This window comes from Pseudomonas sp. 34 E 7 (genome assembly GCF_900005715.1).
Taxonomy (GTDB): Bacteria; Pseudomonadota; Gammaproteobacteria; order Pseudomonadales; family Pseudomonadaceae; genus Aquipseudomonas; species Aquipseudomonas orientalis_A.
Genome location: NZ_CVTX01000161.1, coordinates 1 through 23178, shown reverse-complemented (window position 1 = coordinate 23178; position 23178 = coordinate 1). Strand labels below are relative to the sequence as shown.

General features: G+C 61.0%; 18 protein-coding genes and 1 pseudogene. 13 read left to right on the top strand and 6 right to left on the bottom strand.

Translation table 11 applies throughout. The features are described 5' to 3' along the window. Nucleotides 1–192: 192 nt before the first annotated feature. The gene (locus BFP96_RS21580) at nucleotides 193–978 is read right to left on the bottom strand and encodes a sulfite exporter TauE/SafE family protein (RefSeq protein ID WP_065887360.1); all 786 of its coding nucleotides are present in this window, start codon (nucleotides 976–978) and stop codon (nucleotides 193–195) included. 193 nt (nucleotides 979–1171) lie between these two features. On the opposite strand from BFP96_RS21580, the gene BFP96_RS21575 reads away from it, so the two are divergent. From BFP96_RS21575 to BFP96_RS21565, 3 genes are all read left to right on the top strand, one after another. Continuing rightward, entirely contained in the window at nucleotides 1172–1693 is a 522-nt protein-coding gene (locus BFP96_RS21575; protein WP_065898366.1) for a DUF3455 domain-containing protein, read from the top strand. Between the two features lie 87 nt (nucleotides 1694–1780). Beyond that, nucleotides 1781–2311, top strand: coding sequence for a sigma-70 family RNA polymerase sigma factor (locus BFP96_RS21570; protein ID WP_065936979.1), 531 nt, complete (start codon nucleotides 1781–1783; stop codon nucleotides 2309–2311). Then, on the top strand, nucleotides 2308–2982 hold the full coding sequence (locus BFP96_RS21565) for an anti-sigma factor (protein ID WP_065936978.1): 675 nt from the start codon (nucleotides 2308–2310) through the stop codon (nucleotides 2980–2982). The genes BFP96_RS21570 and BFP96_RS21565 overlap by 4 nt, the downstream gene beginning before the upstream one ends. On the opposite strand, the gene BFP96_RS21560 is transcribed toward BFP96_RS21565, so the two are convergent. Both BFP96_RS21560 and BFP96_RS21555 read right to left on the bottom strand, forming a co-directional pair. Then, the gene (locus BFP96_RS21560) at nucleotides 2983–4284 is read right to left on the bottom strand and encodes an ATP-binding protein (RefSeq protein WP_065898369.1); all 1302 of its coding nucleotides are present in this window, start codon (nucleotides 4282–4284) and stop codon (nucleotides 2983–2985) included. It abuts the gene before it with no gap. A gap of 3 nt (nucleotides 4285–4287) precedes the next feature. After that, nucleotides 4288–4989, bottom strand: a complete 702-nt coding sequence (locus BFP96_RS21555; protein WP_065898372.1) for a response regulator transcription factor — start codon at nucleotides 4987–4989, stop codon at nucleotides 4288–4290. Between the two features lie 227 nt (nucleotides 4990–5216). Between BFP96_RS21555 and BFP96_RS21550 the strand changes: the two genes are divergently transcribed. From BFP96_RS21550 to BFP96_RS21530, 5 genes are all read left to right on the top strand, one after another. Next, nucleotides 5217–6359: an efflux RND transporter periplasmic adaptor subunit gene (locus BFP96_RS21550; protein ID WP_065898374.1), complete on the top strand. Its 1143-nt coding sequence runs from the start codon at nucleotides 5217–5219 to the stop codon at nucleotides 6357–6359. A 6-nt stretch (nucleotides 6360–6365) separates the two neighbouring features. After that, nucleotides 6366–9464: an efflux RND transporter permease subunit gene (locus BFP96_RS21545; RefSeq protein ID WP_065936977.1), complete on the top strand. Its 3099-nt coding sequence runs from the start codon at nucleotides 6366–6368 to the stop codon at nucleotides 9462–9464. Between the two features lie 186 nt (nucleotides 9465–9650). Then, on the top strand, nucleotides 9651–10292 hold the full coding sequence (locus BFP96_RS21540; protein ID WP_065898380.1) for a DUF1345 domain-containing protein: 642 nt from the start codon (nucleotides 9651–9653) through the stop codon (nucleotides 10290–10292). A gap of 73 nt (nucleotides 10293–10365) precedes the next feature. Beyond that, nucleotides 10366–11205 (top strand): AraC family transcriptional regulator, encoded by an 840-nt coding sequence (locus BFP96_RS21535; RefSeq protein WP_065936976.1) that lies wholly within the window; start codon nucleotides 10366–10368, stop codon nucleotides 11203–11205. Between the two features lie 54 nt (nucleotides 11206–11259). Continuing rightward, nucleotides 11260–11859, top strand: coding sequence for a LysE family translocator (locus BFP96_RS21530; RefSeq protein WP_065898385.1), 600 nt, complete (start codon nucleotides 11260–11262; stop codon nucleotides 11857–11859). Nucleotides 11860–11909: 50 nt separating this feature from the next. On the opposite strand, the gene BFP96_RS21525 is transcribed toward BFP96_RS21530, so the two are convergent. From BFP96_RS21525 to BFP96_RS21515, 3 genes are all read right to left on the bottom strand, one after another. Next, complete coding sequence (locus BFP96_RS21525) at nucleotides 11910–14165, bottom strand: autotransporter outer membrane beta-barrel domain-containing protein (RefSeq protein ID WP_065936975.1); 2256 nt, start codon at nucleotides 14163–14165, stop codon at nucleotides 11910–11912. A gap of 236 nt (nucleotides 14166–14401) precedes the next feature. Beyond that, the gene (locus BFP96_RS21520) at nucleotides 14402–16435 is read right to left on the bottom strand and encodes a hypothetical protein (protein WP_065936974.1); all 2034 of its coding nucleotides are present in this window, start codon (nucleotides 16433–16435) and stop codon (nucleotides 14402–14404) included. A 138-nt stretch (nucleotides 16436–16573) separates the two neighbouring features. After that, on the bottom strand, nucleotides 16574–18562 hold the full coding sequence (locus tag BFP96_RS21515; RefSeq protein ID WP_065936973.1) for a hypothetical protein: 1989 nt from the start codon (nucleotides 18560–18562) through the stop codon (nucleotides 16574–16576). Nucleotides 18563–18823: 261 nt separating this feature from the next. On the opposite strand from BFP96_RS21515, the gene BFP96_RS21510 reads away from it, so the two are divergent. From BFP96_RS21510 to BFP96_RS31390, 5 genes and pseudogenes are all read left to right on the top strand, one after another. Further along, complete coding sequence (locus BFP96_RS21510; protein ID WP_065936972.1) at nucleotides 18824–19891, top strand: LacI family DNA-binding transcriptional regulator; 1068 nt, start codon at nucleotides 18824–18826, stop codon at nucleotides 19889–19891. 94 nt (nucleotides 19892–19985) lie between these two features. Then, a complete protein-coding gene (locus BFP96_RS21505; protein ID WP_065936971.1) occupies nucleotides 19986–20768 on the top strand; it encodes a sugar phosphate isomerase/epimerase family protein in 783 nt (260 codons plus the stop codon). Next, on the top strand, nucleotides 20761–21702 hold the full coding sequence (locus BFP96_RS21500) for a sugar kinase (protein ID WP_065936970.1): 942 nt from the start codon (nucleotides 20761–20763) through the stop codon (nucleotides 21700–21702). Before BFP96_RS21505 ends, BFP96_RS21500 begins: the two co-directional genes overlap by 8 nt. Before the next feature lie 45 nt (nucleotides 21703–21747). Next, the gene (locus BFP96_RS21495) at nucleotides 21748–23043 is read left to right on the top strand and encodes an MFS transporter (protein ID WP_065887373.1); all 1296 of its coding nucleotides are present in this window, start codon (nucleotides 21748–21750) and stop codon (nucleotides 23041–23043) included. Beyond that, a pseudogene (locus BFP96_RS31390) lies at nucleotides 23043–23178 on the top strand (bifunctional glyoxylate/hydroxypyruvate reductase B); the annotation flags it as partial. The gene BFP96_RS21495 and the pseudogene BFP96_RS31390, both read left to right, overlap by 1 nt.

The window sequence follows — 23178 nt, the reverse complement described above, 5'->3', positions numbered from 1 at the left end:
GCGTTTTGCTTACTTTTGCGCTTTTCAAAAGTGAGCCGCCGTAAGGGCGGAACCCTAAGCAGCCGTGACCGCAGCAACGGATATGTACTCGGTCCGATCCAACATCCTGGTCGGCCCAGAGGCCGCCATCGGGAGCAAGCCCCCTCCCACATTTGAGGCCGACAAAGCCCCACATTGGAACCGCCGCTTACCCTAGAACGCCAGTTTGTAACCCACCGCCATCAACATCACCGCCAGACAAGGACGCAGCACACCATCCGGAATCCTGCCCGTCATATGACTGCCCAGATAAATCCCCGGCAGCGAGCCCATCAGCAGAAACCCCAACAGATGCCAATCCATATTGCCCATGCTCGCATGGCCCAGCCCCGCCACCAAAGTCAGCGGCACCGCATGGGCGATCTCGGTGCCCACCAGACGGCGCGTAGCGAGAAACGGATACAGAATAAACAGCGCCACGGTCCCCAGCGCGCCGGCGCCGATGGACGTCAGCGCCACCATCGTGCCGAGCACCGCGCCCGTCACCACCGTCAGCGCATTCAGATTGCGCGGGCGCATGGCGTAGTCGTCACCGGCATGGCGCTGGGCGAACGCCAGCAAGCGTTGCTTGAACAGAATCGCCAGGGCCGTCAGCAACAACACCACGCCCAGCGCCTGCTTGATCACCGCATTCATCGCGCTGGGGTCAGTGTGCAGGCTGGCGAGGAACCACAGGGTCAGCAACACTGCCGGCACGCTGCCCAGGGTGAGCCAGCCGGTAATGGTCCAGTCGATGTTCCTGTTCTTGCTGTGCACCAGCACCCCACCGGACTTGGTGATGGCGGCATACAACAGGTCAGTGCCCACGGCAGTGGCCGGATTGATGCCGAACCACAACAGGATCGGCGTCATCAACGAGCCCCCACCGACGCCCGTCATGCCTACGATAAACCCTACGATCAGGCCGGCAACCACGAACCCCACATTACCCACATCCATCACAGCTACCTGCGGCCTTATAAATTTCTGGCGGCAGGATAGCGATTTTTCTTATAACCACTTATATCAATATGATCTGACTTTATGCTTTTTTTAAAAACCCAACTTTTTTTGCACACCGCTGCATCCAATCGGCATGCCTCCCGAGTAGCAGTCAATGTAACCCTGCTGTCCTACCCAATGGAGAAACACCATGCACGTTAAAGCACTGCTTTGCTTGACCAGCTTGCTCATCGTCGCACCTGCCGCCTTTGCGCAGACCGGCGTGCCCGACGGCATCAAGGTGCCGGATGGCCATAAGGTGACGATGGAAACCACCGGTGTCGGCGAGATCACCTACGAATGCCGCGACAAGGCCAACGCGCCGGGCCAGACCGAATGGACCTTCGTCGGCCCCAAGGCGGTGCTCAACGACCGTAATGGCAAGGCAGTGGGCAGTTATTTCGGCCCGCCCGCCACCTGGCAGGCCCAGGACGGCTCAACGATCACCGGCACTCAATTGGCCGTGGCACCGTCGAGTCCGGGCAACCTGCCCTATCAGTTGGTCAAGGCCAATCCGGCCGAGGGCAAGGGCGCCATGACCGGCGTGACCTATGTGCAGCGGGTTGCGCTCAAGGGCGGCGTGGCACCGGGTACGCCATGCACGGTCGCGAACAAGGGCCAGCAGGAACGGGTCAAGTACCAGGCCGATTACATTTTCTGGGCAGCCAACTGAATAAACTCGGCTACGCTGGCCATGCAGGAGCGAGCACGCTCGCGCCTGCAGAGGACGGTCGTTCACTCAGTGGCAGGAAATGTTGGCTTGGCTGAAATCATCTTTGATTACGAAATGTGCCTGTTGGCCTGCGCCCGTGGCGATCAACGCGCCCTGCATCAGCTCTACGAGCATGACAGCAGCCGCTTGCTCGGCGTGGCACTGCGCATTACCCGAAACAAGGCTCAGGCTGAAGACATCGTGCACGACGCCTTCATCAAAATATGGCACGGCGCGCGCAGTTTCGATCCCGATCGAGGCTCTGCACGCGGCTGGGTGTTCAGCGTGACTCGGCACCTGGCCCTGGACAGTGTGCGCAATACCGGGCGCGTGGTGCCCCTGGATGATCAGGACGAGCCACTTGCCGAACCTGCCGATACCTTTGAATTCGCCGCGCGCTCCGGGCAAATCCACACCTGCCTGGAACGCCTCGACCCGGCCCGCCGCAGTTGCATCCTGCATGCCTACGTGGACGGTTACTCCCACAACGAAATCGCGCAGAAACTGAGTACGCCGTTGGGCACCGTCAAAGCCTGGATCAAACGCAGCCTTGCCGCCTTGCGGGAGTGCATGGCATGAACGACACACTTGATGAACTGGCCAGTGAATACGTGCTGGGCACCCTGCCCACCGAACAGCGCAGCGAAGTCCGGCAACGTCTCAAGCACGATGCGGCACTGCGTGCGGCAGTGGATGCCTGGGAGCAACGCCTGTTGCCCCTCACGGCGCTGGCGCAACCGGTGCGCCCTAGCGCGCAATTGTGGCGGCGCATCGAGCGCCACCTCGCAGCCCCGCACAACCACGTGGCGTGGTGGAACTTGCTGCCATTCTGGCGTGGCCTGGCCGCTGCGGGGTTGATGGCAACCGTGGTACTGGGCACGTTGCTGCTGATACGCCCGCCCATTGCCGAACCCAGCTTTTTGGTGGTGCTGGTGGCGCCGCAAAGCCAGGCCCCCGGTTGGGTGATCCAGGCCAGCGATAACCGGCAGATCCAGTTGATTCCACTGGGCGTGATGCAGGTGCCGGCCGATAAGGCCCTGCAATTCTGGACCAAGGCCGATGGCTGGCAAGGGCCGGTGTCCCTGGGGCTGGTCAAGCCGGGCCAGACGTTGTCGGTGCCACTGGACAAGCTGCCGCCGCTGGCGCCGAATCAATTGTTCGAGCTGACCCTGGAAGACCCGAACGGCTCTCCCACCGGTAAACCGACCGGGCCGATCCAGGCCATCGGCCGCGCGGTCAAGGTGCTTTGATCAATCGACAGTAGGCAACCACACGCGAAACCGCGCCCCGCCCAACGGTGAAGCCTCGGCGGTCAAGGTGCCGCCCTGGGCTTCCAGGGCCCGCCGGCTGATGGCCAGGCCCAGGCCAAAGCCACCGGTGGCGCGGTCGCGGCTGCGGTCCAGGCGATAGAACGGCTCGAAGATGCGTTCGCGCTGATCCGGCGGAATGCCGATACCGTCATCATCCACGCGAATTTCACAGCCTTTGGGGCAGACCTTGACGCCGACCTGGATGCGCTTGTCGCAGTAACGCGTGGCGTTGCGCAACAGGTTCTGCAGCGCGCGGGCAGTGAGACGCGGATCGAGGCTGAAGCTCTCCACGGCGCAGTCGAGCGCGACCTCGATGACGATCTCGGGGTTTTCCAGCTCATCGTCGACGCTACCCAATACGCTGTCGATGAATTCATCCAGCACCACCTCCACGCGTTCCGGCAACTGCGCCGGGTTTTGCAGGCGGCTGTAGGACAGCAATTCCAGCACCAGCTCATCCAGCTCCCGAATATGCGCCACCAGGCCCTGCAAGCGTTCCCGGCTGGCCGCCGGCAGATCTTCCGACAGCGCCAGGGCCAGGCCGAAATCCAGGCGCGTCAGCGGTGTGCGCAGCTCGTGAGACACCGCGTTAAGCAGGTCGCGCTGCTGGTTCAACAGATGCTCGATGTCATTGGCCATGGCGTCGAACACTGCCGCCAGGCTGCCGATGCTGGAACTCGGCGGGATCTGCGTGCGTTCGGCCAGGTTGCCCTTGCCCAACTGCGCGGCGGTGCTTTTGAGACGCTCCAGGTCGCGCCAATGGGGGCGCAACCACACCAGCAGGCAGGCCAGCAGCGCGGCGCCGACCAGCACGTTCATCGACCAGTACAGCAGGTTCATGTCCAGCGGGTCCGGCGGGATGATCAGTTTGACCGCGAACTGCTCGTTGATCGGCGAGCTGACTTCCTCCATCCAGCCCCACTCACCCAGGCGGACCACCGGTTTGCCCTGCTCCAGTAATCGCTCCTCGGCGGGCGTGTAACGCGCGTCCTGGCGCAGCAGCAATTGCACCTTCAAGGGCGCGAAGTCGCGGCTCAGTTGCTCGGTGACCTGCGACCAGCGTTCCACCGGCGCGCGCAGGTATTGCTTGACGATAAGCGTTTGCTGGCCACGGGACTGTTCGACGTTGTAGTTCAGGTAGCGGTGTTCAAACAGCTGGATCACCAGCTTGGGGATCAGGAAAATCGCCGCGCTGTAGGTGACGATAGTGATCAGGTAGAGGCGTAACAGAACACGAAACATGGCTCAGCATTCCCACTCGGAACGGCTGAACAGGTAGCCCTTGCCCCACACGGTCTTGATCTTGCGCGCTTCACCGGCATGGTCGTCGAACTTGCGGCGCAGCTTGGAGATGGCCACGTCCACCGAGCGGTCGGTGCCGTTGAACTCGATACCGCGCAGGCGCTGCAGAATCTGGTCGCGACTGAGCACTTCCCCGGCATGCCGCGCCAATACCACCAGCAGGTTGTACTCGCCGCTGGACAACTCCACCGCCTGCTCGCGCCAGGTGACGCTGCGCTCGGACAGGTCGATGCACAGGTTGCCCATGATGATGCGGTCGCTGGCCACCTGGGGTTCCGACAGGCTGCTGCGGCGCAGCAGGGTGCGCACACGGGCGAGCAGCACGCGAGGCTCACAGGGTTTGGTCACATAATCGTCGGCGCCCATTTCCAGGCCCAGGACCTGATCGTGGCTGTCGTCACGGGCCGTGAGCATCAGGATAGGCAGGCCCGCCGAGTCCGCGCGCAGCAGACGGCAGACCTGCAGGCCGTCGAGGCCGGGCAGCATCAGGTCGAGGATCACCAGGTCCGGCGGGTTCAGCCGCGCCCGCTCACGGACCTGGTCGCCACGGCTGAGCACGCTGACATGGTAGCCATTGCGCTCCAGGTAGCTGGCAATCAACTCGGAGAGTGCGGCGTCGTCTTCCACCAGGAGGATGTTGGGCATGAAGGTGTTTCCAGAAAATACAGTGAGGTGTCGTACACAAATCCATGTGGCAGGTGGCAAGCCCCCTCCCACATTTGATCTTCATTGCAAGCAAGGTTGTGCAAGGATATACGCCCTCAGCGCCCCGCGCGCCGCCCCTTACATTTCTTCACACACGACCTACACAGCTTCACAGCACCACGGCGCAGGTGACTTTAGGATGCGCCAGTCAATATTGGGATAAGAGCATGTCAAAGAATCTATTTGCGCCGTTTTGCCTGCTGGCCCTCACACTGGCGCTGAGCGCGTGTGGTCAGTCAGCAGACGAAGCGCCACAAATGCCGCTGGCCAAAGTGCGTGTCGAGACGCTGCAAGCCAAGCCCCTGTCCATCACCAGCGAATTGAGCGGGCGCATCGCCGCGCCGCGCATGGCGCAAGTGCGCGCCCGGGTTGCCGGGGTGGTGATGCAGCGCGTATTCAATGAAGGCCATGACGTGAAACAGGGCGACGTGCTGTTTCGCATCGACCCGGCGCCCTTCAAGGCCGACCTCGACAGCGCCCAGGCCAACCTGAGCAAGGCCGAGGCCAATGCATTCCAGGCACGCCTGCAGGAGCAGCGCTACAGCCAGTTGGTGGAAGGCAACGCCATCAGCGGCCAGGACTACGACAACGCCCGCGCCGCCCTGCGCCAGACCAACGCAGAGGTTGCCGCGCAAAAGGCTGCCGTCGAGCGCGCCAGGCTGAACCTGGGTTACGCCACCGTGACCGCGCCGATCTCCGGGCGCATCGGCCGTGCCCTGGTGACCGAAGGCGCGCTGGTCGGCCAGAACGAAGCCACGCCGCTGGCGGTCATCCAGCAGTTGGACCCGATCCACGCCGACCTGACCCAGTCCACCCGCGAGCTCAATGACCTGCGCCGTGCCTTCCGTGCCGGCAGCTTGAAGCAGGTCGGCCAGGACCAGGCCAAGGCCACCCTGATCCAGGACGACGGCAGCCTGTACCCATTGCCGGGCAAGCTGCTGTTCGCCGAAATCAGCGTCGACCCGGGCACCGGGCAGATCATCCTGCGCAGCGAGTTCCCCAACCCGGACCTCGACCTGCTGCCCGGCAGCTTTGTGCGGGTGCGCCTGGAACAGGCGGTCGACAAACAAGGCCTGAGCGTGCCGCAACGCGCCATCACCCGCGACAGCGCCGGCATCCCCATGGTGCTGTTGCTGGACGGCGAGCAAACCGTGCGCCAGCAGCCGGTGGAGTTGGGCGCGGTGATCGAGGATCGCTGGATCGTCAGCAGCGGCCTCAAGCCCGGTGACCGCATTGTCGTCGAGGGCCTGCAACATGCACGCCCCGGTGAAAAAGTTGAAGTGGACGACAGCCCGCTCGTGAAGGAATAACCCGCCATGCCGCAGTTCTTTATCGACCGCCCGATCTTCGCCTGGGTGGTGGCCTTGTTCATTTTGCTGGCCGGCGTCCTCGCGATCCCGCAATTGCCGGTGGCCCAATACCCCAACGTCGCGCCGCCCAAGGTGGAAATCTACGCGGTGTACCCTGGCGCTTCGGCCCAGACCCTGGATCAAAGCGTGGTCAGCCTGATCGAGCAGGAGCTTAACGGCGCCGATCACCTGTTGTATTTCGAGTCCCAGAGCAGCCTGGGTTCGGCGACCATTACCGCCACGTTCCAACCGGGCACCAACCCGGAAATGGCCCAGGTGGATGTGCAAAACCGTCTCAAGGCGGTGGAGTCGCGCTTGCCGCAAGCCGTGACGCAACAAGGCTTGAAGGTGGAAAAAGTCTCGGCCGGCTTCCTGCTGCTGGTAACGCTGACATCCGAGGACGGCAAGCTCGACGACGTGGCGCTCAGCGATTACCTGGCGCGCAACGTGATGAACGAACTCAAGCGCCTGAACGGGGTGGGCAAGGCCCAGCTGTATGGCGCCGAGCGCGCCATGCGCATCTGGATCGACCCGCAGAAGCTGATCGGCTTCAACCTCACCCCGGCCGACGTGAATGCCGCGATCAGCGCGCAGAACGCTCAAGTCTCCGCCGGCAGCATCGGTGATCTGCCCGCGACAAACACCCAGGAAATCACCGCTGCCATTCTGGTCAAGGGCCAATTGTCGACGCCGGCGGAGTTCGCCGACATCGTCCTCAAGGCCAACCCTGATGGCTCTACCGTGCGCATCGGCGATGTGGCGCGGGTGGAAGTCGGCAGCCAGGAATACCAGTTCTCCACCCGTCTGAACGGCAAGCCGTCCACCGCCGTCAGTGTGCAACTGTCGCCCGGCGCCAACGCGCTGAACACCGCGAACCTGGTGCGGGCGAAGATGGACGAGCTGTCGCGCTTTTTCCCGGCCAATGTGCAATACAAGATTCCGTACGACACCTCGCCGTTCGTGAAGGTCTCGATTACCAAGGTGGTCTACACCCTGCTCGAGGCGATGGCGCTGGTGTTCGCGGTGATGTTCCTATTCCTGCAGAACGTGCGCTACACCCTGATCCCCACGCTGGTGGTGCCGATTGCGCTGATGGGCACCTTCGCTACCATGCTGTTACTGGGCTTTTCGATCAACGTGCTGACCATGTTCGGCATGGTGCTGGCGATCGGCATCCTGGTGGACGATGCGATTGTGGTGGTGGAGAACGTCGAACGGATCATGGCGACTGAGGGCCTGTCGCCCAAGGAGGCGACGAAAAAGGCCATGGGCCAGATCACCAGCGCCATCATCGGTATCACCCTGGTGCTGGTGGCGGTATTCCTGCCGATGGCGTTCATGCCAGGCTCCGTGGGGGTGATCTACCAGCAGTTTTCGCTGTCGATGGCCACCTCGATCCTGTTTTCGGCCTTCCTGGCCCTGACCTTGACGCCGGCGCTATGCGCCACCTTGCTCAAGCCGATTGCCCAGGGCGAGCACCATGCCAAGGGCGGCTTCTTCGGCTGGTTCAATCGGCGCTTTGAACAGCTCACCGACCGCTATGAAGGCTGGGTGGCCTATGCCCTCAAGCGCAGCGGCCGTTACCTGCTGATCTACCTGGTGCTGCTGGTGGGCCTGGGGCTGCTGTTCAGTCGCCTGCCCTCCTCGTTCCTGCCGGTAGAAGACCAGGGCTACACCATCACCGATATCCAGTTGCCACCGGGCGCGAGCAAGAACCGCACGGTGCAGGTGGCCGAGCAGATCGAGGCGCACAACGCCACGGAACCGGGGGTGGGCGATACCACCATGATCATGGGCTTCAGTTTCTCCGGCTCCGGGCAGAACGCGGCGCTGGCGTTTACCACGCTCAAGGACTGGTCGCTGCGCAACAGCGATGATTCGGCGTCGTCGATTGCCGACCGCGCCAACATGGCCTTCAGCGAGCTCAAGGATGCGATTGCCTTCGCGGTCCTGCCACCCCCGGTGGACGGCCTCGGCACCTCCAGCGGCTTCGAGTTCCGCCTGCAGGACCGTGGCGGCGTCGGCCACGCGGGGCTGATGGCTGCGCGTACCGAGTTGCTGGAAGCGGCCGCGAAAAGCCCGATCCTGGCCAACGTGCGCGAAAGCGCCCTGGCCGAAGCGCCGCAGATACAGCTGGAAGTGGACCGCAAGCAGGCCAATGCGCTGGGCGTGGCGTTTGCCGATGTCGGCAATATATTGTCGTCGGCCATCGGTTCGGCCTATATCAACGACTTCCCCAACCAGGGGCGCATGCAGCGCGTGGTGGTGCAGGCCGAAGGCGACCAGCGCAGCCAGGTGGCGGACCTGATGAAGATCAACGTGCGCAACAACGCCGGAAAAATGGTGCCGCTGTCGGCGTTTGTCAACGCCAAGTGGACCCAGGGCCCGACGCAGCTGACGCGCTACAACGGCTACCCCGCCATCGCCATCAGCGGCGAAGCGGCGCCAGGGCACAGCACCGGCGAGGCGATGGACGAAATCCAGCGCCTGGTCAGCCAGTTGCCCGCAGGTTTGGGCCAGGAATGGACCGGGTTGTCCTTGCAGGAACGCCTGTCCGGTTCCCAGGCGTCGATACTGTTGGGCCTGTCGCTGCTGATCGTGTTCCTGTGCCTGGCGGCCTTGTACGAAAGCTGGTCGATCCCGACCTCGGTATTGCTGGTGGTGCCGCTGGGTGTGCTTGGGGCGGTGCTGGCGGTGAGCTTGCGCGGCATGCCTAACGACGTGTTCTTCAAGGTCGGCCTGATCACCATCATCGGGCTGTCGGCGAAGAACGCGATTTTGATCATCGAGTTCGCCAAGGACCTGTATGAACAGGGCGAGGACTTGGTCGACGCCACCTTGAAAGCCGCGCGCCTGCGCCTGCGCCCGATCATCATGACCTCGCTGGCGTTCATCCTCGGCGTGGTGCCGCTGGCGATTGCCACCGGGGCCAGCTCGGCGAGCCAGCAGGCCATTGGTACGGGGGTGATTGGCGGGATGATCACGGCGACGCTGGCGGTGGTGTTTGTGCCAGTGTTTTTTGTGGTGGTGATGAAGTTGGTGCGCAAGCGCGACAAAGACGCTTAGTCCAGCCAAGCGCGGTAAATCATGTGGGAGGGGGCTCGCTTCCGATGACGGTGTGTCAGTCAGTGTGTTTATAACTGATACACCGTCATCGGGGGCAAGCCCCCTCCCACAGGGTTATCGATCAAGTTCATGATCAAGTACAACCGAATAAGCTATGGTGCTCAAAACTACCCAGTATGAGCCGCCATGCCCTTCCTCGCCCGCACCCACCCTCGCCTTTCATCCGCCGCCGTGCTGGGCCTTGCCGTGGGCCTCCTGGTGCCGGCCGAGGCGTTGGCCAGCAAAATCCTGATCGGCTGGAACGCCGGCGTCTGGACCTACCTGGTACTGATGCTGTGGCTGACCATTCGCGCCAAGGCCGAGGACGTCAAGCGCATCGCTGAAGTCGAAGACGAAAACGCCGGGCTGGTGCTGTTCATGGTGTGCATCGCCGCCATCGCCAGCCTGGCAACCATCACTTTCGAATTGGCGGGCAGCAAAGACCTGGCAACCACCGAGCGCCTGTTGCATTACGCTTTCACCGGGGTGACGGTGATCGGTTCGTGGCTGCTGATCGGGGTGATCTTCAGCGTGCACTACGCCAGGCTCTATTACACCTGGAATGGCAAGGAACCGGCGCTGCGCTTTGCCGAAGGCTTGCTCACGCCCAACTATTGGGATTTTCTGTATTTCTCCTTCACCATCGGCGTGGCGGTGCAGACCTCCGATGTGGGCGTCGCCACCCGCGGCTTGCGCAAGGTAGTGCTGGGACAATCGTTGATCGGCTTTTTATTCAACACGGCGATTCTAGGGTTCTCGATCAATATTGCCGCAGGGCTGTTCGGCTGAGGCTGCACAAACCTTCTAGACGCAGGGCCGACCGTGGGCCCTAATGGCGATACACATTCATCCTCGGTGATTTATGGCCGCGCACAATTGGATCGATCTGTCCCAGGACGCCGATACCGGCATAGAGACCCTGCGCGCGCATTTCCAAGGGCACGCCTACGACCCGCACTGGCATGACAGCTACCTGATCGGCGTTACCGAGCAAGGGGTGCAGCAGTTCAATTGCCGGCGCACCCGCCATAACAGTGTGCCGGGCCAAGTGTTCCTGCTGGAGCCTGGAGAGATCCACGACGGTAACGCGCCCACTGCCGATGGCTTCACCTACCGCATGCTTTATCTGGACCCGTACTGGCTCGCGCGCGAAGTTTCGGCGGTGTTCGAGCAAGCCCCGGCCGACCATCAACTGAGCTTCGCCCGAACGTTGACCCATGACCCGCAGCTGGCCCAGGCGACCAGCCAGGCGTTCCAGAGCCTGCATCACAACGAACTGCGGATCGTGCGGCAAAGTGCGCTGGATCAATTGCTGGCCCGTCTTACCGGGCAACTTCACTGGCGCCGCCGCTACAGCCAGGACCCGCGCCTGCCGCAGGTCGCCCACAGGGCGCGGGAATACTTGCATGACCATCTGCACCACGACATTGGCATGGACGAACTGGCCCTGGCCTGCGGTGTCGACCGCTTTCGCCTGACCCGCGCGTTCAAAAGCGCCTTCGGCCTGCCGCCCCATGCCTACCTGGTGCAATTGCGTCTGACCCGCGCCCGGCACTTGCTCGCCAAAGGCGCACAACCGGCCGATGCCGCCAGCGCGCTGGGGTTCGCCGACCAGAGTCACCTGGGCCGCTGGTTTGTGCGGGCGTATGGACTGACGCCCGCCGCGTACCGCAAGCGCTGCTCAAATCTTCCAGACAGCTGAGCCGCAGGCGAATGAAGATCGACTCCATCAATGGCTTTACCGGAGTGCTTCGCCATGCTGTCCACCTTCATCCCTTTCATGCTGTTCGCGTTCGTCGCCTCTATCACACCTGGCCCCACCAATGTGCTGGTGTTGAGTAACAGCGCGCGTTATGGCTTCAAGGCCGCGCTGCCGATCATCCTCGGCGCGTGCACGGGGGCCGCAGGCATCGTCTTGCTGGTAGGGTCGGGGCTTGGCCAGTCGCTGATGCAAGTGCCCAAGGTGCAAAGCGCCATGCAATGGGCCGGCGTTGCCTGGTTGAGCTACCAGGCCTGGCAGATTTACAGCGCACCGCCCAAGGCTGTGAGCCCGCACACCACCGGCAAGCGCCTGGGCCTCACCGGCGCCGCCGGCCTGCAATTGATCAACCCCAAGACATGGATGATGGCCGTGGCGGTGGTCAGTGTGTTTGCCGGCAATGGGCCGGACCGTCAGGCGCAGGTGCTGTATTTGTCGTTGCTGTTTTTCGCGATTTCCCTGCCCTGTCTCGGCGCCTGGGCGATATTGGGGGCCGGATCGAATCGGTTGCTGCGCTCGACCAAGGCGATGCAACGCTTCAACCGGTGCACGGCCTTGCTGCTGTTGGGTTCGACCTGGTTGAGCCTGCTGATCTGAAGACGAAAAAAAGGGAAGCCGTAGCTTCCCTGTTCACGTAGACACGCGCCTTAAAAATCGTAACGCACGCCAAAGTTGACGCCCCAAGGCTGGTCGATTTTCTTGCCCTGGCTGGTTTCGATGTCGGCATGCAACTTGACGTTCTCCGATACGGTCATGGCCACACCAGCCGCCAGCTCGATGCGCGAGCCGGACAGGTCGTTGTTGAAGCTCTGGTCGTTGATGAACACCTTGTTGCTCTGGTCAAACTCATGGGCCACCGCAGTGCGCAAGTAAGGCTGCAGGATACCGCCGCTGTCCAGTTGGATGTTCTTGCCCGCAGTCACACCGAGCTTGCCGACCACCGAGCTGGAACGATCACCCTTGGCGTGCAGCCCATTGGTCAGGTCGTAGCTTTGCGCCTGGGTGATGGTGGCCGACAACTGCCCATAAGGCTCGACGAAAAAGCCGTCGTCCAACTTGATATGGCGACCGAATTCAGCCGAAGCGCCCACGGCGTTTTGCGCATAGTTGCCTTTGGCTTTCTTGCCATCGCTCATGGTCACATTGTTATCGGTGTGCAACCGGTTGAGCTTGGCCACGCCATCGAAGTACAGACCGCTTTCAGCGTCCATCCAGGTGGCATAACCGCCCACGTAGTAGCTCTTGACCTCGCCGCTGCTGCCACGGTTCAGACTCAGGTCGGACACGCTGTGACCGGCCATCATACCGGCGATCCACTGGCCATCACCGCTCGAAAACGGCGCGTCGGCACCGATGGTGAAGCCCTTCTGGTTTTGCGTGTAGCCCGCACCGTTCTTGTTGGCCGCTACGTCGAACTTGTTGCCGTAGCTGCGCATCCACATACCGTTGCCCGCGCCTTCGCTGAAGCGCAATTCACCCATGCGCGTACGCAGGATGCTCATCTCGCCATACAGCACGGTCGGCGCGCTGTTGAACAAGGCCAGCACCGAGTGAGCGGTGGTACTGGTGCCGCGACGGGAGGGGTCGAGCAGCCAGTCGGTGCCTTCTTTCTTCAAGCCGTAATCGAAGGCGCCAATATCAACGGTGCCGCCCGCCAGGGCGAACTGCGCATCACCGCCTTCGGTGTGCACCACCTTGATCGGCTCGCCCTTGGCCAGCTCGGAGCCGGTGGCGGCCAACAGCAGGCTGTGGTTGCCTTCGGCCTTGCCCTGTACGTTGAGGAAGTCGGTCTGGTTGGTGGAAAAGTCGGTGTGCATGATGAAGGTGCCATTACCGTCCAGGCTCTTCACATCCAGTTGGTAAAACGCGTCCGGCGCGCCGAACTCCACGGCGCCACCGCCCATTTTCAGAGCGTCGACAGTGCTGTTGCCGACCAGCACCCACTTGGACGCTTCGTTCACGCTCAATTCGGCGACGTTCTTCAACTGGCCGGTCAGAAAGGCACCGTTATTGAGTTGCACTTTTGCCTGGCTGCCGTCTTCGACCACTACGTCACCGAACAGCGAGCTGCTGTCCACGTTCAGGTTGGCTGTGGAGCCGCCGGTGACTTCAAGGAGATTGCCGTTACCGCCGATCAGGTTGGAGCCATTGCGAACCTGGATGTCGGCGTTGCTGCCCTGCCGAGTGAAAATGGCCGCGCCGCTTGTGCCTTCAACGCTCGAACCGTCCAGCACCAGGCTGTTGCCCAGCACACCGGAGGTGCCGTCGATGCCCATTTGCACGCCGTTCAGCCCGCCGACAATGTGGCTGTTGGTGGCATAGGCCTGACCGCTGAACAGGGCAATCCCCACACCGGTCGCACCGGTGGCCTGCACCTTGGTATCGACCAGATCAAGTACGCTGTAGGCGCTGGCACTGGCGCCGCGCTGGGTACCGGTGATGGTGGAGTTGACCACTTTGATCCTGGAGCCGACTTTGGACCCGTCCTGCCGGCCGGCGGCCAGCCCGCTGCCATTCTTGTTGAGGATGTTGCTGTTGGTGATCAATACATTGCTGTCGCTGGACTGCAAGGCGGTACTCGCGGTGCTACGCGCAATGACATCGGAGCCGTCGATACGAACACTGGACGCGTAAGCGGTGATGTCCTGGGTCGAGCTGCCCGGGTCGAGTGTCAGGATTGCGGACTGACTGGTAATGTTCCTGGTGACCGCGCCCTTGACGGTAAAGCCGGAGCCTGGCTTTAACTCAAACGCGTCCGGGGTTCCCCCAGGCACGACGAAATCGTCAGGCTTGGTGATGACACGGGCTTCGGCGGCATGCGCGACAAGCATCAGCAAGGTAACGGCGTTGACTTTCAACGCCAGACTTAAAGGCGATGGCTTGAAATTGAATACAATTGACATTGAACGGACCTCTGGGTTGGCATTCCTTCACGGAAAAAATATGGCCGGATCCAAAGTGCGCGGGAGCCAGCCAAACGAGCGGTGCCAAGGTATCCAGAGCGGTTACCATTTTATGTAGGAATAATCTTAAGTAGCCGTATGAACTGGGGTTAGGAGGCGAAGTCGAGGTGGATTTTTTTGCGTAAAAAAACCTAAGAGCGGAGTTAGCGCTCTTAGGCTTAAGTGGTTAAACACAGCTAGGCGGGTACGGGAGTTCCATCACAGAAGGTCCCGGGAGTGCCGGGGGCGCCGGCTTTATGGCCGCGCGCACGATGGAGCGCCTCGTCGGACTTCAAGGGGCTGCCAGCGAATGGGATGGTGTACCAGAGTTTCATTGACCCCGTAAGGCGCGCAGCGGAATTGGGTTGGATGGTTTTAAAAATGTCCGCGTAAGGTCCCAGGTTCATTTCAAACCCAAGATTTCTGTCGCTCTCCGTCAGGATAGTCCTGGTTCTCATGCCAACCGCAGCGGCGACGGGCAATGTTCCAGCATCATCGCTGTAACCCTGGGAATTTAACGTCACTACCATACCTATTTGAAACTCATTGCTCGGCGGAATAAATACGATTAGATCACCGGGGGGCGGCCCGACAGGCCTGAAACTGTCACAGTTGATGAAACCTGTCCCCGTGAGGTTTCTAACCACCGGTCTGTCCAGTGAGATAACGATCGCAGTCACGTCAACGGGTGTGAGGGGTGCTTGCTGTGTATTAGAGGTGCCCGCCGATTCAATCGTGTAATACGCCAACTTGGTACCGTTTTTACCGTCGAAGATGTCGGCCCACGGGATGCGCATATCGACCTCTTCGTCAGCGACGCCACCGGTGATCAGGCGGGTATCAACGATCTTTCCGTTATAAAAAAGCTTGATCGTAAAGTCTCTGGCGTCAGGTGTCGGTGCCTCGTCCCACAGCCTGATCCGCGCGATGGCATCTCGGGACGCATGCGCCGGGGTCAATTGGTCGTCATCCGGCCCTTCACTGCCGTCCAGCCGCACACCTATCACACGTACGGGATTGAGCTTGGTGTTGATCGGATCGGGACCGTCCGGGGTTGGGCCTACGACAAACAGGTCCAGATCGGTCGTCGCCGTCAAGCCCGCCGGGTAACTGACGGAGCGGCGCTTGACCGCATAAGAAACCGTCAATTGCAGCAGCCCTACCGTTGCCCCGTAGAGTGCGACCAGCGTTGCGTAATCGACATGCACGGGAACGGGAAAAATTGCGCTCCCAACCGGAAAGTCAGGCAAGGTTATCGAGCCAAGGCTGGTGGTGAGGGTGATACTCAGCATATCGTCCGCGCGCAGTACATTATCGTATTGGGGAATACGCACTATCGCACCGTTAAGTGCCGCGACATCTGCACGGTTGATCAAACCATCGCCGGGGACCGCCAAGTCGATGGTAGGCGCCTTGAAATTACCGGGTTTGGGAAACAGGCTTACATCCAGGTTAAACGCGCCAGACAACCTCGACTCATTGCCCGCCGCATCCACAATCACATAGCGCAAACTATGCAAGGCATCCGGATGGGCTTGAACCACCGACAGCGGCAACGGCAAACTGAGGTCTGCGGGGATCGTCCAAAACGGGTTCGGGTCACCGGGTACCGGCAAATACGGTTCATCCGAATTTGCAAAATAAAGCAGCGCCCTGTCCCCTGGAGCTTTACCTTGCCCCACATAATCGGGGAATGTGAAGATTGCCGTCTCATTGGGTTTGCTCAAGAAATAATCGGCATCTACGCTATCGGGTAAATCAGCCGGGGGAATAGGTGCGGGAATGGTACCTACCCAACTTTCATAGGGTGCCTCAAGATCGATGATAAGCAATTGCGGGTTGGACTCGGTCTTGTTACCGAGATTGAAGACTTCTATGGCATATTTCAGCTTATTGATACCGACAGGGCGCCGCCCGCGTACAACATTTATTTCAAGCCCGGTGGCAGAAACATTCGCTGCCGGAACAATAATAGGGTTTACCCAGTCCGCCTCATCATTAGGTTGGACCCACAGCGTATAGACATCAGGTTCCAGCGGATTGGTACTGAAATCATCCGGCCGCGGAATCGTCACCATCATGTCTTCGCTCAGAGCGACGGACTTGGTGATCAACCCGGGAAATCCGGGCACCTCCCCCTCCAGTTTGGCGTCCGGAAAAGCGAGCACATCCGGGTTGGCCTTGCGTTCATTTTGGAAGTTGCGAATAGCGTCCAACGTTTGCCTTTTCATAGTCTCTCCAGGATTTTTCAGGTAAGCGTAACTTCGAGGCGCGAGAATCCGCGCCCTGCAACATTGCGAGAACTTCCAACACTCGCTGAATAACTGCAGCGTTAACGTCAGCCAATAAAATGCTATAGCCGCTTCAACTTACTCAGGCAGGACGCGCGTGGCTTGCCCTGTCGCTGAGCAGTTAATAAGGTCACCCGCCTTACAATACCCGCCGCCGGCATAGTTCAAATCGATACGAATTCTTCTGGGCTCGGACTCACCGATCAACACGCCACGACGCCTGACTTGATAAAACACTTGCGCAGAACCAAAGTCGCACATCGGTATAACTTTTTCTTCATAGGGCGCTACCGTAAAGTCCAATCCATTGATCAAGTCATAATCGTTATCAAAGGATTTGCTTTCTGCATAGCGAGACTCTTCAATCACCGGTCCTTCCCAATTATTCGTGGGGTACCCCGCCCAGAAAAACCTCACGACATCATCACGTTCAAAACGTAGATCATTGGCTATATGCCAATGCACGCCATAAAACACCTCGGGTTTTGAACAACAGGATAAATAACCGGCTCCGCCGACCAGGGTATGTTTGAGTATCGGCGATGGAAATGAGATCAGCGTGCCAGTGTTGACATTGACGAACGTGTTTTCAGACTGCTGATCATTCACACCATTACTGGTGGTGTAGTACACGGGCAAGGCAGGATGAATAAAACCTGCCATGACCGCCCACGGAATGACCGTGGAAAACACCAACTGCCCTTCGACATCGCCCGCCTGAACCGTGTAGGACGCGACCGGCCCGACACCGTTCCAGAAGAACCGCAGGACTTGCCCCGGCTCCGGCTTTTCATACAGGAACACACGGGCCCGTGCGCCGGCAGGGTTGTCATCATGGTTGACCACATTCGGCAGGTTGGACACCAGCCCGCGAACCTCTGCCAGGGGTAAATCCGGATTCAGCAGCGCCGGCGCATTGGCGTGGTCTTGCCCGGCGATAGTCAGGTTCACATTCACGCGAATGCCAAACGAAGGAAAGGCGGGCAGCGCTCCGCGAATAATCTCATAGCGTACCGGCACCGTTTCCGGTGCCAGCGTATCCGTCAGAGGCCCTCGCAGCACCGTCCACGGAATCGGCACATCGGTGGGGAACGTATCGACGGGATGGAGCGAGGTGGGCCGGCCTTTCCAATACACCACAACCTGATCCCCCGGCGCCCAGTCGGTATAGCTGCCGATCCGCACAAAAATCCCGGCCCTGGCGTCTTCACGATTGATCAACAAATCGCTGTAACGCTCAGGAGGATAGATTTCGGGAAACGGCAGATCAGAAGGCAAAGGGATCAGGCCCAGTCGAAACTGAAGGCCCGCACTGCGATCACTGAAATTGCCGGCCTTGTCAAAAATGCGAAAAAAGATATAAGCGTCACCATTGTCCAAACCGCGAAATACGTCGGCGGGCAGATACGCGATCAGTGGTTCGCTACTCGATACCCACTCATACACGCCGTCCTCACGCGCGACCGGTGGGTTGGCCAGATTGGAGGTGTAAAAGTGAAGCACGTCGCCATCGTTACGCCCGCTGTAACTCGGCACATGAAACGCGACAAGAGGGTTGGCGAGCAGATAATCCTCGTCCATCACAGGTGAAGGAGGCACCACGAACTCCAGGTGATCCGCAGGATTCAACAACTGCGGCTCATCCATATCCACGGTGAGTGTGCGCTTGGGGTCCAGTACAGTCACACCGCCAAATGAGTCCGTGACGGAGTAATAGAGCTCAACAGGGCCCGACATGGCGCGCAGGACCACCACCGGAATGAACATCTGGTGTTCGATGGGCAGTGGCGGTGGCGGCGCATTGACCGTCAGGAAGGCGCTATAGACCACCGTACCGCCCCGTGCCCAATACAGCGTCAGGATATGCGGCGTGTCCAGCGTTTCCGGTGGCGGCCCCCACTGGGGAATAAGCACTTCAAGCGGTGCAAGCATCAGCGCCGCCGGAATCAGGCCCTCCGGATCCAGCGGATCCACCCCGGGAATAATCATCGGGGCCAATGCCAGAGGCCCGTTGTCATACAGCCTGGAGCTGTCGGCGCTGATCGCTGATTCGTAGGTATCGGACATAAACATTTCCTCAACATGGCAGCCGGGAACAACCAGCAATCACCGTAAGAGCCGGCCTGGGGTTGAAGAAATTAAAGCCTCAATCACACCCGTTCGATACTGTCAGAACTCACAGGTGTGGCTATCCACTCGTCGGATTCCAGCCGTTCAAGCATGCAGGTCCATCAGGTTTTTTCTTGACGACTCGCACGGTGTGGTGTCTTCTGAAACCGGTTTCAGCGCGTACCGATTGTTTAATTCCAATAAGAAAGGCCCGCCACCGTGACTTCTTTTTCCGCCGCCCAGCGCAGCCGTGTGACCATGCTCAATGTGGCCGAACGCGCCGGCGTATCCAAAGCCAGCGTGTCGCGCTTTATCGGCGACGACCGCGCCCTGCTCTCCGACGGCATCGCCCTGCGTATCGAGCAGGCCATCGCTGAACTCGGCTACCGCCCCAACCAGATGGCCCGCGGCCTCAAGCGCGGACGCACACGCCTGATCGGCATGCTGGTGGCCGATATCCGCAATCCCTATTCCATCGCGGTGATGCACGGTGTCGAAACCGCCTGCCGCCAGCACGGCTACAGCCTGGTGGTGTGCAACACCGACCGCGATGACGAGCAGGAGCGCCAGCACCTGGCGGCGCTGCGCTCGTACAACATCGAAGGGCTGATCGTGAATACGCTTGGCCATCACCTCGACCAACTGCTGGAACTGCAACGGGAAATGCCCCTGGTGCTGGTGGACCGCAAGGTCGAGCCGCTGCACAGCGACTTGGTCGGCCTGGACAACCCGGCGGCGGTGCGTATGGCGGTGGAGCACCTGGAGCAACAGGGTTATCGCGACTTGCTGCTGGTCAGCGAAGCCACCGATGGCACCAGTTCGCGCCTGGAGCGCCTGCACAGTTTCAACGCCGAGATTGCCCGGCGCCCGGACTTGACCGGTGCCATGGTTGAACTGGATGGCGAGCTGGAGAGCCGCCTGCGAACCTTTCTGGCCAAGCCCGGCCCCAAGGCGCTGTTTTGCGCCAACGGTGTTGCTGCGCTGGCCTGTACACGGGCGCTGAAAAACCTGGGCTGCAACCTGTTCGATGATGTCGGCCTGATCGCCCTGGATGACCTGGAGTGGTATCCACTGGTGGGCAACGGCATCACCGCCCTCGCCCAGCCCACTGAGGCGATTGGCGCCACCGCGTTTGACTGTCTGCTCAAGCGCCTGCGTGGCGACACAGCCCCCACCCGCACCCTGGATTTCCTGCCCCAACTGATCATCCGAGGCTCCACCCAACTCCCTGTAGGAGCGAGCTTGCTCGCGAAAATCGCCAACGGTAACGCCGCGACTCTGGTTTAACGCGGCGCTCTCTGGTTTTTCGCGAGCAAGCTCGCTCCTACAGAGTCGTACGTTCTTTCAAGAAAAATGAAACCGGTTTCAGAGGTAAACAATAATGCATGAATATCCCGTCTCCATCAGCCTTTCCAGCTACGGCGCCGACCTCGTGCGCCAGCAGGGCCAATTGAGTTTGGTCGCACTGTTGAGCGCCGCCGGTGCCCGGCGCATCGAATGGCGTGAAGAGCTGCTCACCACCGAACAGCCCGACACGCTGGCCGACGCCGCCGCCAAGCACGGCCTGGACTCGGTGTTTTCCTCGCCCCTGGAACTCTGGGTGGCCGGGCGTGCGCAGCCCAATCCGGACCTTGCCGCCACCCTCGACCGCGCCCAGGCCTTCGGCTCGGGCTGGCTGAAAGTCTCCCTGGGTTACTTCACCGACACCAACGACCTGGAGAGCCTGCAGGCCCTGCTCGATCGCCACGCGGTCAAGCTGCTGGTGGAAAACGATCAGACCCTGCATGGCGGCCGGATCGAGCCGATGCAACGGTTTTTCACCGAGGTCGAACGCCTGGGCTTGCCTGTAAAGATGACCTTCGACATCGGCAACTGGCAGTGGCAGGACCAGTCCGCCCTCACCGCCGCGCGCCTGCTGGGCCGGCATGTGGACTACCTGCACTGCAAGGCCGTCGCCCGTCGCGCGGACGGCAAGCTGGTGGCCGTGCCGCCCGGCGCCACCGATTTGCATCTGTGGGAACAACTGCTCACGCACATGACTCAAGGTATTACCCGGGCGGTGGAGTTTCCGCTGCAGGGCGACGACTTGGTCGAAGTCACCGCGCAACAGGTCGCCACCCTCGCCCGCCTTGGCCAACCCCGTGTGGAGAATGCCCATGTCTGAGATCGATATCCTGTCGTTTGGCGAGACCATGGCGATGTTTGTCGCCGAGCAGACCGGTGATCTGGCCCAGGTCGGCCAGTTTCACAAACGCATTGCGGGCGCCGACAGTAATGTCGCGATTGGCCTGTCGCGCCTGGGTTTCAATGTGGCGTGGCTGAGCCGGGTGGGCGATGACTCCCTCGGGCGCTTCGTCGTCGACACCCTGGTCAGCGAAGGCCTGGACTGCGGGCATGTGAGCGTCGACCCGTTGCACCCCACCGGTTTTCAGCTCAAATCCCGCGAAGAGTCCGGCGCCGATCCCGAGGTGGAATATTTCCGCAGAGGTTCGGCGGCCAGCCATTTGTCGGTTGCGGACATCCGCCCGGCCCTGCTGCAAGCGCGTCATCTGCATGCCACCGGAATTCCGCCGGCGTTGTCCGAGGCCACCCGCCAATTGTCGGTGGAGCTGATGACGCAGATGCGCAAGGCCGGGCGCAGCGTGTCATTCGACCCGAACCTGCGCCCCTCCCTGTGGAACAGCCAGGCGCAGATGATCCGCGAAATCAACGCCCTGGCCGGCCTTGCGGACTGGGTATTGCCCGGCCTCGGCGAAGGCCGCCTGCTCACCGGCTTCGATGACCCGGCGGATATCGCCGCGTTCTACCTCGACCAGGGCGCTGAAGCCGTGGCGATCAAGCTCGGCCCCGATGGCGCCTATTACCGTACGCAGATGGACCAGGGCTTTGTCGCCGCCGTGCGCGTGGACACGGTGGTCGACACCGTGGGCGCCGGCGATGGTTTTGCCGTGGGCATGATCAGCGCCCTGCTGGAAAACGCGAGTTTTCCCGAGGCGGTACAACGCGGCAACTGGATCGGCAGCCGCGCCGTACAGAGCCGTGGCGACATGGAAGGGCTGCCTACCCGCGCCGAACTACCCCACCGATCCGTTGCATAACCCACTACCTGTTGCCACAACTACAACAAGCTCAGGAGCAACCTTATGGAAACCGCGAAACTTGCCACCCGCCGTTGGTGGTACATCATGCCCATCGTGTTTATCACCTACAGCCTGGCCTACCTGGACCGCGCCAACTATGGCTTCGCCGCCGCCTCCGGGATGGCCGAAGACCTGATGATCACCCCGGGCATGTCGTCCCTGCTCGGCGCGCTGTTTTTCCTTGGCTACTTTTTCTTCCAGGTGCCGGGGGCGATCTACGCGCAGAAGCGCAGCGTCAAGAAACTGATTTTCGTCAGCCTGATCCTGTGGGGCGGCCTGGCCACCCTGACGGGCGTGGTGTCCAACGCCTACATGCTGATCGTGATTCGCTTCATGCTCGGGGTGGTCGAAGCCGCGGTGATGCCGGCCATGCTGGTGTACCTGTGTCACTGGTTCACCCGCGCAGAACGCTCGCGGGCCAACACTTTTCTGATCCTCGGCAACCCGGTGACCATGCTGTGGATGTCGGTCGTCTCGGGCTATCTGGTGCAGCATTTCAGCTGGCGCTGGATGTTTATCATCGAGGGCTTGCCGGCGGTGCTGTGGGCATTTATCTGGTGGAAGCTGGCCGATGAGCGCCCCAAGGATGCCAAGTGGCTGAGCGACAGCGAAAAGCAAAGCCTGGAAAGCGCCCTGGCCGCCGAACAGGTGGGTATCAAGGCGGTGAAGAACTATGCCGAAGCATTCCGCTCGCCGAAGGTGATCATCCTCGCGCTGCAGTTCTTCTGCTGGAGCATTGGCGTGTATGGCTTCGTATTGTGGTTGCCATCGATCCTCAAGGCCGGCCTGAAAATGGACATGGTCGAGGCCGGCTGGCTCTCGGCGCTGCCCTACCTCGCTGCCGTGATCGGCATGCTGGTGGTTTCCTGGGGCTCGGACAAGCTGCAAAAGCGTAAACGCTTTGTATGGCCGCCGCTGTTGATTGCCTCGATTGCCTTTTATGCCTCTTACGCCCTCGGCGCGGAACACTTCTGGTGGTCCTACACGCTGCTGGTGATTGCCGGCGCGTGCATGTATGCGCCGTATGGCCCGTTCTTCGCCATCGTCCCGGAAATCCTCCCGGCCAATGTCGCCGGTGGCGCCATGGCGCTGATCAACAGCATGGGCGCGCTGGGCTCGTTCGGCGGCTCCTATCTGGTGGGTTACCTCAATAGCAGCACCGGCTCGCCCGGTACCTCCTACCTGCTGATGAGCGGTGCATTGCTGCTGTCGGTGGTGCTGACGATTTTCCTCAAGCCGGGTGCCAGTGACCGTGAACGCACGCCCTTGGCCACCCTCGATATGAAGGCCCATTCCTGATGAAAAAATCCGTGGTTTTATACAAGAAACTGTCTGCGCCGCTGATGGCACGCCTGCATGAGCAGGCCGACGTGACACTGATCGACGCACTGGACGAGGCCGGCCTGGCCCGCTTGCGCGACGCCCTGCCGGGCG

Excerpts from the sequence above, each read along its gene's own strand:
- BFP96_RS21550 (WP_065898374.1), top strand. The coding sequence starts at position 5,217 with ATGTCAAAGAATCTATTTGCGCCGTTTTGCCTGCTGGCCCTCACACTG.
- BFP96_RS21535 (WP_065936976.1), top strand. The coding sequence starts at position 10,366 with ATGGCCGCGCACAATTGGATCGATCTGTCCCAGGACGCCGATACCGGC.
- BFP96_RS21555 (WP_065898372.1), bottom strand. The coding sequence starts at position 4,989 with ATGCCCAACATCCTCCTGGTGGAAGACGACGCCGCACTCTCCGAGTTG.
- BFP96_RS21540 (WP_065898380.1), top strand. The coding sequence starts at position 9,651 with ATGCCCTTCCTCGCCCGCACCCACCCTCGCCTTTCATCCGCCGCCGTG.
- BFP96_RS21515 (WP_065936973.1), bottom strand. The coding sequence starts at position 18,562 with ATGTCCGATACCTACGAATCAGCGATCAGCGCCGACAGCTCCAGGCTG.
- BFP96_RS21545 (WP_065936977.1), top strand. The coding sequence starts at position 6,366 with ATGCCGCAGTTCTTTATCGACCGCCCGATCTTCGCCTGGGTGGTGGCC.
- BFP96_RS21565 (WP_065936978.1), top strand. The coding sequence starts at position 2,308 with ATGAACGACACACTTGATGAACTGGCCAGTGAATACGTGCTGGGCACC.
- BFP96_RS21520 (WP_065936974.1), bottom strand. The coding sequence starts at position 16,435 with ATGAAAAGGCAAACGTTGGACGCTATTCGCAACTTCCAAAATGAACGC.
- BFP96_RS21580 (WP_065887360.1), bottom strand. The coding sequence starts at position 978 with ATGGATGTGGGTAATGTGGGGTTCGTGGTTGCCGGCCTGATCGTAGGG.
- BFP96_RS21575 (WP_065898366.1), top strand. The coding sequence starts at position 1,172 with ATGCACGTTAAAGCACTGCTTTGCTTGACCAGCTTGCTCATCGTCGCA.
- BFP96_RS21530 (WP_065898385.1), top strand. The coding sequence starts at position 11,260 with ATGCTGTCCACCTTCATCCCTTTCATGCTGTTCGCGTTCGTCGCCTCT.
- BFP96_RS21560 (WP_065898369.1), bottom strand. The coding sequence starts at position 4,284 with ATGTTTCGTGTTCTGTTACGCCTCTACCTGATCACTATCGTCACCTAC.
- BFP96_RS21525 (WP_065936975.1), bottom strand. The coding sequence starts at position 14,165 with ATGTCAATTGTATTCAATTTCAAGCCATCGCCTTTAAGTCTGGCGTTG.
- BFP96_RS21500 (WP_065936970.1), top strand. The coding sequence starts at position 20,761 with ATGTCTGAGATCGATATCCTGTCGTTTGGCGAGACCATGGCGATGTTT.
- BFP96_RS21505 (WP_065936971.1), top strand. The coding sequence starts at position 19,986 with ATGCATGAATATCCCGTCTCCATCAGCCTTTCCAGCTACGGCGCCGAC.
- BFP96_RS21495 (WP_065887373.1), top strand. The coding sequence starts at position 21,748 with ATGGAAACCGCGAAACTTGCCACCCGCCGTTGGTGGTACATCATGCCC.